Source organism: Haloplanus aerogenes, assembly GCF_003856835.1.
Lineage (GTDB): Archaea > Halobacteriota > Halobacteria > Halobacteriales > Haloferacaceae > Haloplanus > Haloplanus aerogenes.
The window spans coordinates 668,107-683,500 of the sequence record NZ_CP034145.1 but is presented as its reverse complement, the minus strand read 5'-3'; the positions used below and the strand labels follow the sequence as shown (position 1 = coordinate 683,500).

The following is a 15,394-nucleotide window of genomic DNA, read 5'->3' as shown; positions in this document are numbered from 1 at the left end:
TGCTCCGCCGACAGTCACGAACGACCATAATGGTTATTTGATACCAATACCCACGAGTTGTCGTAGCATGTACGAGTACGAGGGCGAGGACGTGTTCATCATCGACTCGCATCTCCACCTGTGGGATGCGACCGAGGAGAACATCGTCCACGAGGGGGGCGAGCAGTTCATCCAGTGTTTCTACGACTACCACACGGCGTTCACGCCGGAGGAGCGTCAGTGGTCGCTGGAGGAGTATCGCAAGTACGGTGCGGATCGGATGAAACAGGATCTGTTCGGGAACGGCGCGGTGGACATGGGCATCTTCCAGCCCACCTACCTCACCGACTTCTACGACGAGGGGTTCAACACGACCGAGCAGAACGCCGAACTCGCGGAGGAGTACCCCGAGCGGTTCGTCCTCAACGGCACGTTCGATCCGCGTGACGGCGAGGAGGGGCTGGAGTATCTGGAGGAACTGAACGACAAATACGACCTGCAGGGCGTCAAACTCTACACGGCGGAGTGGCGCGGCGACTCGAAGGGGTGGCGCCTCGACAGCGAGGAGTCGTTCAAATTCCTGGAGAAGTGTGCCGAACTCGGGATTCGGAACATCCACCCGCACAAGGGGCCGACGATCCGGCCGCTCAACCGCGACGCGTTCGACGTGGCGGACGTGGACGACGCCGCCACCTCCTTCCCCGAGTTGAACTTCGTGGTCGAACACGTCGGCCTGCCGCGTCTCGACGACTTCTGCTGGATCGCCGCGCAGGAGCCGAACGTCTACGGCGGCCTCGCCGTCGCCGCACCGATGGCCGTCCACCGGCCCCGGAAGTTCGGTGAGATCATGGACGAACTCCTCTTCTGGCTGGGAGAGGATCGCCTCCTCTTCGGCTCCGACTACGCGCTCTGGAACCCCGACTGGCTGGTCGACGTGGTGATGAACGCCGAGTTGACCGACGAGCAACGCGACGAGTACGGCGTCGAGTTGGATCTGGAGACGAAAAAGAAGATCATGGGCGAGAACGCCGCCGAACTGTACGACATCGACATCGAGGAGAAGAAACGCGAGTTCCAGTCGGACGCCATCACGGCGGAGTTCGGCCTCGAAGACCACTACGGAACGAGCACGGCGCCCGCGGACGACTGATGTCGACGGATTCGCTCGACGGCGGTGGCGACGACGGGGCGGTGACCGAGCGGCAGGTCCGCGACCGGCTCGACCGCGTCACCGATCCCGAACTCGACACTTCCATCGTCGAACTGGAGTACATCGACGAAATCGGGATCGACGACGGCGAGATTCACGTCGCCTTCACGCTCCCGACGGCGTGGTGTTCGCCCGCCTTCGCGTGGATGATGGCGACCGACGCCCGCGACGAGGTCGAAGCGTTGCCCGGCGTCACCCGCGCGACGGTCGAACTCCGCGAACACATGCACGACGCGGAGATCAACCGCGGCGTCAACGAGCGCCTGTCGTTCGGAGCCGCGTTTCCCGACGCCGACGGCGACGTGGCACCCGTCCGCGCCGAACTCGACGAGAAGGCGCGACTCGCCCGTCAGCACGACGCCACCGGGGCGCTCCTCGACGCAGGCCTCGACGGCAAACAGATCGTCACCGTCGTCCACGACGACATCGAGTTCGACGACGACCAGGCCCGCGTCTGGGTCCGCGACGGCGCTCTCGCGGTGAGCGTCGACGCCGACCCACTGGAGCGGTATCTGGAGAAGGCGCGCGCGACGGGCCTCGTCGACGACGACCACCCCGAACTGTTCCGAACCCCGGAGGGCGACCCGATCGACCCCGAGTCGTTCGAACTGGTCCGTCACCGGACGCGATCGGCCGGCGTCAACATGAGCGGGCAGGGATCGGTGTGTGACGCGCTTCACGAGGCGCGTCGGGCGGCGGATCGGCCGCCGTTGTCGTCGCGGTCGGACTAAAATCCGATCAGCCCGTCCAGGCCCGGCGGTGGGCCACTCGGTCCGTCACGGTCGCCGTCGCCGTCGTCCTCGGGTTCGCCGTGGCCGGGTTTCGCTAGCCCGTAGCGGCCGCGCGCGGCGAACTCCGCGGGGTCCCACCCGCACTCGGGGCACGCCTCCTCGTCGTAGTCGAAGTCGACGCCACAGCCGAGACACTCGTTGTCGGCGCCCATCAGTCCCGCTCCCCGATACCGGCACGGCCGAGGCCGTATCGCCCACCCTGTCGCCACGTCTCGGGCTTCCAGCCACAGTTCGGACAGGCGTCCTGTCGGTAGTCGAACGATTCGCTACATCGCTGGCAGTCGGCGGTGAGGGCCATGTATCGTGTTACCACGAACCAGTACGTAAGGATTTCGTCGCCGCGTCCGACGGAACGCGTAAGTTCGTCTCGGCCGAACGGCGCCCATGGCAGCCCAACCGGTCTTCGAGTTGTATCAGGACAGGAGTTCGGAGTGGCGGTGGCGACTCGTCGCCTCGAACGGCAACATCGTCGCGGACAGCGCGGAAGGATACGCGTCGAAACAGGGGGCAAAACGCGGGATTCGGAGCGTCAAACGGATCGCTCCCGACGCCGAGGTGCAGGAGCCGTAGCCGGCACCCGGCACGTAGTGGCTGAATCGACTGTTTTCGAGGGATAGCAGCCCGAATAGCCCGATTTCTTGGACAAGGGTGCCAACGAGCGAATTTCGCCCACAGAACACTCAGATATCCAGAAAACGAGGGATTTGGACTTATCTTGTGGTTTTTGTGATGGAGTGCCGTCGAATCCTCCACGACCTCGGTGTGAAACATGACGCGCAAGGCATTCTCCGCGATCGGTGTAGCAACTCTCCTGACCGTGCCGTGGCTGTGGAACTGGCTCCCCCTCGGCGCCAACTTCTCGACGGTCGCGACGGTAGCAGTGAGCGGCATCGGCATTCTCGGCGCGGCGTTTCTCCTCACGTGGGGCGCGGAGACGGCGGAGAAGGACGTCCCACGAGCGTTCGCTATCGCCGTCCTCGCGGTGTTGGCCGTCGCCCCCGAGTACGCAGTGGACGCGCTCTACGCGTGGAACGCTGGCGCCTTCGCCGGCACCGCACAGGGGGCAGAGGCGGGGAACCTCGCCGTCGCCAACATGACCGGCGCGAACCGCATCCTCATCGGCATCGGGTGGGCCGGCATCGCGCTGTTCACCATCCTCCGTGCCGGCGCGGCGTCCGACCCGGCGGTCGAGAGCCGCGACGGCTTTTTCGCCGATGCCGTGACCCTCGACCGCGACATCGGCCTCGAAATCGTCTTCCTCTTCGCGGCGACGGTGTGGGCCTTCGCCGTCCCGCTCGGCGGCGGCATCGGTGCCATCGACTTCGTCGTCCTCGTGGGAATCTACGTCGCGTACCTGCTGATCGTGATTCGAGGCGAACCGGACGGCGAGTCGGACCACGGCGGCGTGCCGGGCGCCCTCCAACAACTCGCTCGCCCCGTCCGGATCGCGAGCGTCCTCACACTCTTCGCGTTCTCCGGATTCATCATCTTCACCGCGGTCAAACCGTTCGCCCACGGCCTCGAATCGCTCGGGACGCAGATGGGGATTCCCGCCTTCTTCATGATCCAGTGGATCGCCCCGCTGGCCTCGGAGTCGCCGGAACTGATCGTCGTTCTCGTCCTCGTGAACAAGGCGCGGTCGACGGCCGGCTTCAACGCGCTCATCTCCTCGAAGCTCAACCAGTGGACGCTCCTCATCGGGACGCTCGTCGCCGTCTACTCCCTCGCGCTCGGACAGTACGGTGCGCTCCCGTTCGACCAGAAGCAGGCGGGTGAAATCTGGCTGACCGCCGCGCAGTCGCTCTTTGCCATCGCGTTGATCGTCGACTTCGAGATCAGCATCCGGGAGGCGGTTGTCCTCCTCGTCCTGTTCGTCACGCAGGTGGCGATCGAATTCCTGACCATCCGGGGCGTGCTCGACTTGCCGTTCTCGGAGTTCGAGGTGCTCCTCGGCTTCAGCGCCGTCTACGTCGTCCTCGCGACGGCGCTGTTCGTCGCCCGGCGTGACGCCGTCGTCCGGCTGGCGAGCCAGGTGCGGCGCGTCGTCAGCCAGCGGTTCGAGCGGACGGCCCAGCCCCAGTACGCCGACTGACGACAACCGGGCCACACAGTTACGCCGGCCGAGTGCGGAGACGAGGTATGGATCTGACCGTGTACGGACCACTCCGCTCCGCGACGGGCGAGAAACGGGTCAGCGTCGACCCGGCAGAGGAGACGGTCGCGGGAGTGATCGACGCGTTCGTCGACGCCTACCCGCGCGCCGAATCTCACCTCGTCGACGACGACGGGGCGCTCCGACCGAGCGTCCGCGTCACGGTCGACGGCGAGCGGGCGGCCCTCGACGACGACTGTCCGGCCGACGCCGAGGTAGCGCTGTTCCCGGCGATGCGTGGCGGCAACGGGGCCTAGAGCCCGTACTGCGCCCGCACCGCATCGGCGAGTCCCACGTCCTCCAGTTTTGCCATCGGCGCGAGCATCGACAACTGGACGACACCCGGTAGGCGCGCGATTTCGACGCCGCCACTGAACGTACACCGGGCGCGCACCTCGCCCTCGCTCATATCCAGCAGAGATCCCGCCCGGTCGAACGCGTTGTCGGTGGCGTCGTTGATGGTCGCGCCTGACCCGATCACCTGGATCGGCGCCGCGTCGACCACCTCGTCGACGCCGTACTGCGCGGCGAGGTCGGCACCCGCCTCGCGTTCGGCGTCGGTGTACGGCTTCGCGATGTCGGGCAGGTCTTCCTCGTTGGGGAGGAGCAGTGGGCCGTCGATGTCGAGGCCCTTGATGACCTCCACCTCCAGCTCCGTCCGTCCGCTCACGTCCGTCGTGTGGAGGGAGAGTTCGCCGTCGCCCTGATTCGCGTGCAGGTCGCCGACGTAGAGGCCGGCACCCTCGATTTTCACCGGGCAGATCAGCGTCGCACCGGGGCGCACGTCGTTGGAGTCCATGTGGCCGTCCGTGCGATCCTCCAAGGCCTCCTCGTCCGGCAGGCCCCAGTCGTGCCCCGCGCCGATCAGGAACTGCCCGAAGTCGCCGGCGTTGTGGGAGTCGGGGAGTTCACGTGGTGGCGTCGTGCCGATATTGCCGATGAAGGGCTGGAGGTGACCGAGCGTCCCCGGAATCTCGTCGGGCTTGTAGAGGAGGATGGGGTGCTGACGGGAGTGCTCGGGGAGCGCCATCGCCTCGTCCGCCCGTTCCGCGAGGTCGGTCGCCCCCTCCTCGCCGACCGTGAGGCCGACCGACCGGTCGTCGTCGAAGGCGACGGTGTAGCCGAACTCGAAGCCGAAGGAGGAGGCGTTGGCGCCACAGTCGGCGCACTTGATCGACTCCTCGCCGATGCCGTCGACGACGCTCTCGGGCCACTCGGTGCCGCACTCGGGACAGCGGTGGTCGACGAACGGGTCGTCGCCGAACGCCCCCTCGCGTTCGGCCATGCTTCCGGTGCTCGTGGCGATACTCGTCACCTCCACCTCGTTGATGCGGACGACCAGCGCGTCGCCGGGTTCGGCGTTCTCCACTCGAATCGGGCGGGTTACCTCGTGCCCGCCGCGGAATTCGGGGGTGATCATCGGCCCCCAACACGCCGGCGGCGTGTGGGTTCGGACCGTGCCGCCGTCCGCGACCGTACCCGCCCACTCCTGGTCCGGTCCGACGAGGCCGAGCGTGTACCGATCCACGTCGAGTTCCTGTTGAATCTGCTGAGACATACGGTCGAATGTGGGATGCGTACCGTGATAATTGTTGCCACGATGAAAGGCTGAGCGGCGCTCCCGGCCGCTCGATACGACCCCTATCCGCCGATTCCGCTCCGGAACCCGCGCTGGATCGTCATGGCGTGGGCGTAGTCGGCCTCGGAGAGGAGGCCGACGAGTTCGCCGTCGCGCTGGACGATGGCGTCGAGATTGCCCGACCCCTGAAGCGCCACGAGCGTGTCGAAGGCGTCGTCGCTGGGGCCGATGCGCGGTACGTCGCGCATAATCTCACCGACCGTCGTCGTCGCGTGGTCGCGACGACTGGCGGTTTTCAGATCGTCGAGCGTGACGACACCGACGGGCGAGCCGGCCTCGTCGAGGACAAGGTGGACGGGGGTGCGGTCGCGGAGCAACTGCGAGCCGAACGCCTCTATCGTCGCCGTCGCGTCGACCGTCGCCGGCGCTTGAGTCATGATATCGCCGACCGTGAGCCCTTCGAGGAGTTCGTCCAGCAGGACCGCCTTCGACTCGGTCGTCGCCGCGCCGTAGATGAAGAAGGCGAGGAGCAGGAGGATGATCTGGAAGTTGAGGACGGCGACGATGGCAAAGAGGAACGCGAAGAGGACGCCCACGCGGGCGGCGAGACGCGTCGCGGTGCCGTACGGCCGGGAGCGCGCGAGAAGCGCCCGCAGGATACGTCCGCCGTCCATCGGGAAGGCGGGGAGGAGGTTGAAGCCCGCGAGGACGACGTTCGTGACCGCGAGCCAGCCGAGGACGAACCGCGACACCTGCAGCGAGTTCGGAGCGACGAGGACGGCGCCGTAACAGACGGCCGCGACGAGGATGCTCGTGATCGGCCCGGCGATGGCGATCCAGAACTCCCGGTTCCACTCCTTCGGGAACGTCTTCAGCGCCGCCAGCCCGCCGAGGATCCAGAGCGTGATCGACTCGATTTCGAGACCGTAGCGCATCGCCACCCACGAGTGCCCGAGTTCGTGGATCGTGACGCTGACGAACAGGCCGACCGCCGCCAGCAGTCCAATGAGCCACGGCGTCGACCCGGCCCGGAGGGTGGCGAGGTCGAAGCCAGTGCCCGTCAGGCCGCCGATGAGGCCCGCGTACAGTTCGATCTGCTGACCGCTGCCGATCAGCCACGCGAGGATCGGGAGGAAGATCAGAAGCGAGGTGTTGACTCGAATCGGGATTCCCCAGATGTTCGTGATCGTATAGCTTCGCATACACGCAGATTGACAGGGCGGCACTTAGTAGGGGCGGGGATCAGGTCGTCCTACGCGCGTCGTCGGAGCCGGGTCCCGCAGGCCGGGCAGTACTGGACGGCCTGAAACGTCGGGTGGAAGTGTTTCACCTCGAACCGCTCGTCACACGACGGGCACTCGTGCGTCGGCGGTTCCCGAATCCAGATGGTTCGGTCCGGCTCCGGCTCCTTCTTCCGGATGCGCTCGTCGCCCGCGAGGGAATCCAGCAGTCGCCGGATCGCCGCCCGTGACGCGGCGAAACGGGCCGCAAGCTCACCCGTCGTGTACGGTTCGAGCGGGTCCATCGCCTCGTAGACAGCGTCGGCATCCACTCCGTCGTTCGAGTTGGCCATACGTGGCCGTACGCGTGGCGCCGTGGTAACCGTATCTCCCAGTACCTATAGGCGACGCGCCACGGTAGGAACGACACGATGAATCGGACCGCCATAGGACCGCTGATCAAGGCCGTCGAGACGCTGAAAGTCTTCGCCACGAGCGCCCCCTCGCCGCGGGCGTTGCTCGCGAACCGACGCCAGCGGTTCGACCGCCTGCACGCAATTCTCCCCTCGACGGCGACGCCGGGCGACTCCCTCACGCTCACCGTGCAGGCGTGGGATCAGTGCGAACGCCTCCACCGGGACTTCGATGCGACGGTGACGCTGTCGTCGACGGACGCCGAGGCAACCTACCCCCGGACGCTCACGTTCGAGTCCGGGAACGGTGGCGTCGTCCGAACCGACGGTATCCGGTTCGACACGCCCGGCATCCATTACCTCACGCTGACGGAGGATCGAACCGGCGAGCGGTTCGTCTCCAACCCCGTGCGTGTCGCCCACGACCACGACCGGCGGGTGTACTGGGGCGACATTCACCTCCACTCCATCCGCTCGGACGGCGCTGGCGACGCCGAGGCCGGCTACCGGTTCGGACGCGACGTGATGGACCTCGACGTGGCCGCGTACACCGACCACGACACGATGGGGTTTTTCATCCCGCCCAGTTGGCAACGCCGCCGGATGCACCGCACGTACTTCGACGACCTCTGTGCCCTCGCCGACGACTTCGACGACCCGGGCGAGTTCGTCACGCTCCCTGCCTACGAGTGGACGAAACAGCCCAACATGGGCGGACATCTCAACGTCTACTTCGAGGACAGCGGGGACGCGGCGCTGATCGACTCGCTCGCCGACGACGCCGACACCTACGAACGGGTCTGGGCGCGACTCCGGGAGTGGGACCGCGATCACGACTCCCGGGTCGTGACGGTGCCACACCACCCGGCTGAGGCGATGTACCCCTTCGACTTCGCGAGCGTCGACTACGACGACGACCTCGCCCCCGTCGTCGAGGTGTACTCCCAGTGGGGATCGAGCGAGCGACCGGGGAGCGAGGGCAATCCGTTCCCGCTGGCGATGGGCCAGGGCGAGATCGACGAGGACGGCCACTACGTCCAAGACGCACACCGCATGGGCTATCGAGTCGGTATGATCGGAAGCGCGGACTTCCACGGCCCGTACCCGGGTCACTCGATCATCCACACGCGTCCGCACCTTCCCGCGCTCCGCGAGTGGCGAGACGCCGGCCTCGGGTGGGGGAACATCTGGCGCGTGTGGAACGAGCAGAGCTACCCCGGCGGGCTGACGGCCTTTCTCGCGTCCGAACTTACCCGCGAGTCGATCATGTCCGCGCTCCGTGCGCGCTCCGTCTACGCGACGACCCAGCCGGATCGCATCCTCGTCGACTTCCGTGTGAACGGCGTCGACGTGGCCGATCAGGACGACGCCGTCGTCGACACCGGCGCGTCGACGCGGACGGTGCGCGTCGAGGTGGCGGGCACGGCACCGGTCGAAACCGTCGAAATCGTCAAGAACAATTCGGTCTGGCGGACGCTCGACGGCACCGACAACCCCGACGCCGGCCTCGACGCCTACACCGTTACCGGCGAGTGGGTGGACGACGACCCGATCACGGGGATGCGCTGGGACGAGACACGCGGTACCGACGGCGACGTGTACGTGGCGCGGGTCACGCAGGCGAGTAACGATCCGTATCCGGGCGTGGCGTGGGTGGGGCCGATCTGGGTGGAGGAACGCTGAGCGTCCCGACCGCGGCGAAGCCGGTGAAAAACGGCGTGGACAGCTAGCACGAATCCACTGGAACGGCGAGTACGGAGCCGTCCACACCGACGTGGCGCTGGCCAGTCCGGAAGCTGTGGCTTCGTGTCGCCCGCAACGGCGCGGCCGCCGGAACCGACGGACGAGAGCCAGCGCAGTCAGTCGTCCGCCTCGCTCCGTGCCCGTTCCACCGTCGCCGCCTCGTCCGTCCGCAGATCGGAGACGAAGCCGAACAGCGCCTCGAAGTCGGTGATCTCCTCCTGCACGAGATACTGGACGTAGCGGTGTTTGCGGTGGAACTCCGCCTCCACGTCCTCGACCTCGCGGTCGGTCGCGTCGGCGAGGCGGTGAAAGAGCCGGAAGCCGAGCGCGCGGTGGCCGTCGTCGAGGTGCGGGTGCGCGTAGTCGAGGCTGAACTGTCCCTCGGTGTCGCGGCGGGCGATCACGTTCCAGTAGAGCGTGCGGCCACCCTTCTCGACGACGCCCGAGGGGAGCGTCCCGCGGTCGAGGGCTTCGTACTCCCGTTCGCTCAGGATCTCGACCGCCTCCGCGACGTAGCGGTCGCCGTCGACGTGGTGCGGGAAGACCACGAGGTCGATCTCGCGGAGGAGGTAGGGTGCGAGTCCCTGCTCGATGACGCGATTGATGAGCGTCTCCACGTCCTCGGCGTGGGTGGTGCCGATGACGCCGTGGCCGGTGTTGAGCGTCTCGCCGAACGTCTCGAAGGAGGCGGGCGTGTTGATCTCCGCGATCACCTCCACGTCGGGGTTCAGGTAGTTGGTCTCGGTCATCAGGCGCGCCATCGTCACGCGCTTGTACTCGTTCTCGTGGTCGCGCGTCGTCAGCGAGATGCCCGTCTCGTGGGGGAGGCGCACCTCGCGGCTCCCCTCGTCGATGGAGACGGGGCGGTCGTCGTAGGGGACGAAGGGCATGTGGGCGTTCATCAACGTCGTCTTCCCCACCCCTGTCGGCCCGGAGAAGAGGACGACGCCGTGTTGCTCGTACAGCATCCACAGCAGGGTGACGAGTTCGGTCGAGATGGCGTCGCGGTCGATCAGGTCGACGGGCGTCATGGCGTCGGCGGCTTGCTTGCGGATGGAGACGTGCGGGCCGTCCTCGGAGATGACGGGGAGGGCGACGGCGCAGCGAATCGTCTCCGCGACCCCCGGCAGGTCGAGGTTCACCTTCGCGCTCGGCCGACTCGCGCTGAGTTCCGTCCCGTCACTCGCGGCGAGTTGGGTGACGACGTTGACGAACGCCGTCTCGTCGTCGAAGGCGAGGTTCGTCGGCACGCGCCCGACCGGGAGTTCGTCCGCCCGCGGGATCACCTTCACGCGCTCGTCGACGCGGTTGGCCTCCACGTCCTCCAGATACGGATCGCGGATGGGGATGGTGAGGACGCCGTGGCCCACGTAGTCGCGGAGGACGTAGTAGACGAGGTCGTCGAGACGGTCGGTGGCGTAGCGGCTGTCCACGGGCGGGACGGCGAGGCCGTACTCCGCGAGGGCGGTCGTCAGGCGGTACTTCGTCGCCGCGACCCACGCTCGCGTGTTGCGGGCGGTGAGCCGTCGGGAGAGGAACTGTCGGGCGCGCTCCCGGACGAAGGTGTGGCGGTCCTCGACCACGTCCTCGACGTTGGCCTCCCAGATGCGCTCCTTGCACTCCTCGATGAGTTGCTCGTCGCCGGGGAGCAGGTCGGGTTCGAGGACGGCGTACTTCGTCGAGAACTGGTCGCTCCCGAGGAGGTGTTCGCGGTAGACGACCACGTCCACGTCGAAGCCCGCGAAGTCGACGGTGTACTGCCGGAGGCGTTCGCCGGCCACCCGGTCGACAAAGCGTGTGTCGGCATCGAAGTCGGTGCGGGCGGGGGCGTAGTTCTCGGTGTGGACGACCACGTCGTCGTCCTCGCGGCCCACGTCGACCACCTCGATCCGGTCGTCGAGCGCCAGTGGCGTCGGATCCTCCAGCAGGCGCAACTCACAGAGCGCGTGGTAGGTGAGCCGGCGCCACGCCGACGGCGAGGCGTCGATCAGGCGGTCGAGCGCCCGGCGATACTTGGGTTCGAAACCCGCGGCGGCGCGTTCGGCCGTCCCCTCCCGCGTCAGCGGACGGCGACGGTTGACGACCGTGAAGTGGTCGCGGATGCGCTCCATCGCGTTCCGATCCTGTGGCCCGAGACCGGGTTCCCGGATCGCGTACGCGAACTCGTCGGTCTCGGTCTCGCGGATCGTCGCCACGACGCCCGGCGACACCTCGTACTGCGCGACCACGTCCGGGGCGTACCACGCGTCGGCGTCATCCGGCGCGCGTGGCGTCGGCACTGGCCCGTCGTCGGCGCACGACTCCGCGCCGCCGACCGAAAGCGTCGGTCCGTCACTCATTCGTGCCACGCCTCCCGGGGGAGGAACATAGCCCTTGGTGGCTCGTTATCAGTGATAATATCCGGGGGCGACTCAGTCCGGCATCGGCGGTTCGCGGCCGCCGCCGGACCGGCGACCGAGCCAGACGCCGAGGAGGCCGAGAAGCGATCCGAGGGGGAGGGTGAGACCACCCCGTATCAGCGCGGTTCGGGTGGCGCTTCCCGGCCCCGAGACGGTGCCGAGCGCCGCGACGGCGAGGGTGAACGCGGCGAAGCCGACGAGCGGGGCCGCCGAGACGAGGACGCTCACTAGCAGGTCGTCGTTCGCGTAGCCGTTGAGCGCCGCGGCGACGACGGCGACGCCGCACAGGAAGAGGGCGATCCCCTCGCCGGAGGGTCCCAACCCGTCGAGGAGCGTCGCGGAGAACCAGACGAACCCCTGCGTCACGAACGCGAGGAGGGCGAGCGCGATCACGAAGACGACGACCCGGAGCGACACGGCGCGGTCGGCCGGGAGCAAGACGCCGGAGACGGTAGGGCCGTCGTCGGTCACGGGTAGCCCTTCGTCCGTCGGTACGAAAAGGTATTGCACGGTTAGAGGTCGAAGTAGCGGACGGCACCGAGGAAGACGGCGAATCCCCAGCCCATCGCCCAAAGGACCAGCGCCGCGAATCGGTAGGGTGGCGGAACGACGGTCGATCCCCCCGCAGCGAGACACCCGAGGACGAACAGCAGACCGACGATCCCGTAGCGTGTGCCGTCGCCGGCGTCGTCGTAACGGGTGACGACGGGGATGGCCGCCACGATCAGGAGGAGGATAGCGACCGCAATCGGGGGCGTCAACACCGACAGCAGTGCGTCGGGGTCGGACAGCGCGGCGGCGACGCTGCCCGCGCTGGTGCCGGCGACGAACGCCACGGGCTGCACGACGAGTCCGGCGGTGATCCAGCCGTGTTCGACCGTGACGGGTTGAGCGGACCGTCGGACCGTGTGGTGAATCGTCCAGATGCCCACGAGGACGAGCGCGGGCCACAGGACGGCGTACTGGCGATATCCGAGCACCCCGTCGACGACGAACGCGGCCGTCGACAGCCAGCAGACGAGCGAGACGGCGACGAACCCGGTCACTCGCGAGGGGGTTCGGTCGTCGGCCGCGAGCGTGCGCCCCTCCCAGATGTCGAGGAACTGCGGGAGGCGACGGAGTTCACGAATCCAGACCCAGAGGCCGTGACAGCCCGCGAACGTCGTCGTGAGTAGCGCGCCGCCCCACGCCCAGAGCAGGAGGGTACCCTCGATACCGACGACGAAGCCGACCATCTCGACGGCGACCGGTCCGATGGCCGTGACCGCGACGAAGAGATAGCCCGCCGCAAACAGCAGTCCGAAGAAGACGAACCCGGTGACGATCATCCCCTGAATACACCGGGTCGCGTGCTCGATCGTGTCGATGAGAAACCGGTCGAAGGCGAACTCCAGCCGTAACACGCGGGGGCGGTTCGGGCCGATGTCGAGTCGGGGCAGGACCCGAACGGCGCTCGCCCAGCCCAGAAAGAGGAGGTCGGGAATCGGGAAGGCGTAGAGCAGCACGTGTGTCGCGAACGCCGCAAAGAGGATCGGGAGGCCGAGTATCGCCGTCAGCGCGAGGACGTAGCAGGTGGCGGCGAGACGGCCGAGCCAGCCGTCGTACGCGAGGTCGGTCGCGAGTTCCGACGCGGTGTCGTCGGCGTGGGGCGTGACGAACTGAATCAGGGAAACCCCTCGCCCAGCGTCGTCGGTCACGTCCCACTCGTGATACCGGACGAGATAGCCGAGAAGGGCGCCGCCGGAGAGAAACAGCCCCGGCAGAAAGAGGAGAAACAGGACGACGAAGCGATCGACACGCAGAATGCCGACGGCGAGGGCGACGGCACACGCGGTGAAGACGGTTCGGAATCCGACGGCGTCGGCCGGGAGGACGTCGACGTGGTCGTAGGCGAGATGACAGAAGGTGTAGAGCGCGACGGCGAACATGACCCACGTCGTGACGAATCCGACGGCGGGAGAGCCGAGGAAGCCGCCGGTGACGGAGACGAGCGGGGCGAGAACGTCCTCGGGGAGCCGAACGACGAGGTCGACGAGCGCCGATCCACCGAGGAGCGGCGCCGGCGAGTCGAGGACTCGACGGATCGACACGAGATCCATGGGCCACGTGTCGACCGCCATCGGAAAAATTCGAGGGCGACGCTGGCCCGACGGGAAGAAGGCCGTCGTCCTCAGTCCGCTCCAGCAGCCGCCGAGGACGGAGCGGCCGTGCCGTCTCGCGCCGACAGGTCGAACGCCTCCAACAGCCCCAGCAGCGTATCGGCCTGCTCGGCCAACTCGTCGACGCGCGTCGCCACGTCGTCGAGCGACTCGGTCTGGTCGCGGGCGGCGTCGGCGACGGCCGTGGCGCCGGTGGCTGTCTCCTCGCTCGTCGCCTCGATCCCCTCGATCATGGAGACGGTCTCCTCGGTCGAGGCGGCCTGCTGGTCGGTCGCGTCGGTGATCTCTCGCATCCCCTCGTCGGTCTCGTGGGCGAGTTCCGCGATCTGGTCGAGCGAGTCGATGGCGGCCTCGACCGTCTCGACGGCGTCGGCGACTTCGTCGGTCGTCCGGCGCATCTCCTCGACGGCGGCGGTCGTCTGGCTCTGCACGCCGTCGATGATCTCCTGTACGTCCGTCGCTTCGGCCTGTGCCTCCTCGGCCAGCGACTTCACCTCGTCCGCGACGACGGCGAAGCCATCGGCGTCGTCGCCCGAGTGTGCGGCCTCGATGGAGGCGTTGAGCGCGAGGAGGTTCGTCCGCTCCGCGATGTCGGAGATGGTGGCGACGATGTCGCCCATGCGGTCCATCCGGTCGTCGAGTTCGCGGAGCTGGGTCATCGTCTCGGTCGCCCGCGTCTCGATGGCGTCCATCTTGTCGAGGGCGTCGACGGCGGCCTGCTGGCCCTCGTCGCCCTTTTCGGCCGTACTGGTCGCCACCTCCGCGACGCTGTCGGCCGAGGCCGCAATCTCCTCGATGGTGGCCGAGAGGTCGCTCATCTCGCTCACGATCCGCTGGAGTTGGTCGCGCTGCTTTTCGGCGTCGACGGCGATGTCGCCGGTGGCGTCGCTGATCTCCTCGCTCGCCTGCGCCACCTCGTCGAGATTGGCGGAGGTGTCGACGGTGCGATCCGAGACGGTGTCCGCGAAGGCGTACACCTCCGCGACCGTCTCCTCCAGATCGTCGAGCATCCGGTTGAACGAGCGAGCGATGGCGGCCATGGCCTCGCTCTCGGGGTCGGGCTCCATCCGTACCGAGAGGTCGTTGTCGGCCGCGGCGGCCATGACTTCGCCGTACTCGTCGGCGGTCCGTTCGAGGTGTTCGGTCAGCGCCTCCAGTTCGCGGGTGTTCTGACGGAGGTTGTCGGTCATCCGGTCGAGGTCGTCACCGAACGAGCCCGGCACGTCCTCGTCGAGGATGGCGGCGTCGAACTCCGCGTTGGCGAGGGCGTCGGCCTGCGCCGAAATCGTCTCCAGTGACGTGCGCATACCGTCGAACGCACGGACGAGGCTGCCGATCTCGTCGTGCTGATCGTGGGTCGTTACCTCGGCCGCGTCGAGTTCGCCGGCGGCGATGGTCGTCGCGGCATCCTCCAGATCCCGGATGGGACCGACGAAGTCGCGCCGCGCGATCAGCAGCGTGTTGCCGAGGGCGACGGCAGCGCCGCCGAGAAGTGTCACGGTCACGGCAGCCCTGACTATCCCCGTCAGGACGAACGGGACGACGGCGAGGAAGGCCGCGACGCCGAACTGGATCGTCACCGCGGCGACGATCTTGCGCTCGATCGACTCGGTGACGCCGAGACGCTCCATCGACCCCCAGAGGGCACGTCGATACAGGTCGGGAATCCGGTCCATAGCTGATCGGATGCAGTACAGGGTGAACAAATCCGTAGCCAATTATCACATCGTAGGAATGGCGTCGACGTGG

At 67.5% G+C, this 15,394-nt stretch carries 15 protein-coding genes; 6 read left to right on the top strand and 9 right to left on the bottom strand.

Annotation, left to right across the window (positions count from 1 at the left end; all coding sequences use genetic code 11):
* Positions 1-67 precede the first annotated feature (67 nt).
* Positions 68-1,129, top strand: a complete 1,062-nt coding sequence (locus tag DU502_RS03565; RefSeq protein WP_121919745.1) for an amidohydrolase family protein — start codon at positions 68-70, stop codon at positions 1,127-1,129.
* Positions 1,129-1,920 (top strand): metal-sulfur cluster assembly factor, encoded by a 792-nt coding sequence (locus DU502_RS03560; RefSeq protein WP_121919746.1) that lies wholly within the window; start codon positions 1,129-1,131, stop codon positions 1,918-1,920. The genes DU502_RS03565 and DU502_RS03560 overlap by 1 nt, the downstream gene beginning before the upstream one ends.
* Here the strand turns inward: DU502_RS03560 and DU502_RS03555 are convergent.
* Positions 1,917-2,132, bottom strand: coding sequence for a hypothetical protein (locus DU502_RS03555; RefSeq protein WP_121919747.1), 216 nt, complete (start codon positions 2,130-2,132; stop codon positions 1,917-1,919). The two genes, DU502_RS03560 and DU502_RS03555, sit on opposite strands and share 4 nt — an antisense overlap.
* Positions 2,132-2,278, bottom strand: coding sequence for a hypothetical protein (locus DU502_RS18115; RefSeq protein ID WP_166033620.1), 147 nt, complete (start codon positions 2,276-2,278; stop codon positions 2,132-2,134). The genes DU502_RS03555 and DU502_RS18115 overlap by 1 nt, the downstream gene beginning before the upstream one ends.
* Positions 2,279-2,364: 86 nt before the next feature.
* Between DU502_RS18115 and DU502_RS03550 the strand changes: the two genes are divergently transcribed.
* The 3 genes from DU502_RS03550 (at position 2,365) to DU502_RS03540 (ending at position 4,389) form a co-directional block, all read left to right on the top strand.
* Positions 2,365-2,550: an HVO_2922 family protein gene (locus DU502_RS03550; RefSeq protein ID WP_121919748.1), complete on the top strand. Its 186-nt coding sequence runs from the start codon at positions 2,365-2,367 to the stop codon at positions 2,548-2,550.
* A 199-nt stretch (positions 2,551-2,749) separates the two neighbouring features.
* Positions 2,750-4,072 (top strand): sodium:calcium antiporter, encoded by a 1,323-nt coding sequence (locus DU502_RS03545; protein ID WP_121919749.1) that lies wholly within the window; start codon positions 2,750-2,752, stop codon positions 4,070-4,072.
* A 47-nt stretch (positions 4,073-4,119) separates the two neighbouring features.
* Positions 4,120-4,389, top strand: coding sequence for a ubiquitin-like small modifier protein 1 (locus DU502_RS03540; RefSeq protein ID WP_121919750.1), 270 nt, complete (start codon positions 4,120-4,122; stop codon positions 4,387-4,389).
* Here the strand turns inward: DU502_RS03540 and DU502_RS03535 are convergent.
* From DU502_RS03535 to DU502_RS18520, 3 genes are all read right to left on the bottom strand, one after another.
* Entirely contained in the window at positions 4,386-5,690 is a 1,305-nt protein-coding gene (locus DU502_RS03535; protein WP_121919751.1) for an acetamidase/formamidase family protein, read from the bottom strand. The two genes, DU502_RS03540 and DU502_RS03535, sit on opposite strands and share 4 nt — an antisense overlap.
* An 83-nt stretch (positions 5,691-5,773) precedes the next feature.
* Positions 5,774-6,913: a site-2 protease family protein gene (locus DU502_RS03530; protein WP_121919752.1), complete on the bottom strand. Its 1,140-nt coding sequence runs from the start codon at positions 6,911-6,913 to the stop codon at positions 5,774-5,776.
* A gap of 50 nt (positions 6,914-6,963) precedes the next feature.
* Entirely contained in the window at positions 6,964-7,284 is a 321-nt protein-coding gene (locus tag DU502_RS18520; protein ID WP_199722678.1) for a FeoC-like transcriptional regulator, read from the bottom strand.
* 78 nt (positions 7,285-7,362) lie between these two features.
* Between DU502_RS18520 and DU502_RS03520 the strand changes: the two genes are divergently transcribed.
* The gene (locus DU502_RS03520) at positions 7,363-9,027 is read left to right on the top strand and encodes a DUF3604 domain-containing protein (RefSeq protein ID WP_121919753.1); all 1,665 of its coding nucleotides are present in this window, start codon (positions 7,363-7,365) and stop codon (positions 9,025-9,027) included.
* A 176-nt stretch (positions 9,028-9,203) separates the two neighbouring features.
* On the opposite strand, the gene DU502_RS03515 is transcribed toward DU502_RS03520, so the two are convergent.
* The 4 genes from DU502_RS03515 to DU502_RS03500 all read right to left on the bottom strand — a co-directional run bounded on the left by DU502_RS03515 (position 9,204) and on the right by DU502_RS03500 (position 15,321).
* Positions 9,204-11,426 (bottom strand): type II/IV secretion system ATPase subunit, encoded by a 2,223-nt coding sequence (locus DU502_RS03515; RefSeq protein ID WP_121919754.1) that lies wholly within the window; start codon positions 11,424-11,426, stop codon positions 9,204-9,206.
* A gap of 72 nt (positions 11,427-11,498) precedes the next feature.
* A complete protein-coding gene (locus DU502_RS03510) occupies positions 11,499-11,957 on the bottom strand; it encodes a hypothetical protein (protein ID WP_121919755.1) in 459 nt (152 codons plus the stop codon).
* Positions 11,958-11,998: 41 nt separating this feature from the next.
* Positions 11,999-13,585 carry a hypothetical protein gene (locus DU502_RS03505; protein WP_124897005.1) on the bottom strand — a complete coding sequence of 529 codons (1,587 nt, stop codon included), beginning with the start codon at positions 13,583-13,585 and terminating at the stop codon, positions 11,999-12,001.
* 71 nt (positions 13,586-13,656) lie between these two features.
* On the bottom strand, positions 13,657-15,321 hold the full coding sequence (locus tag DU502_RS03500) for a methyl-accepting chemotaxis protein (RefSeq protein ID WP_121919757.1): 1,665 nt from the start codon (positions 15,319-15,321) through the stop codon (positions 13,657-13,659).
* Positions 15,322-15,394: the final 73 nt, after the last annotated feature.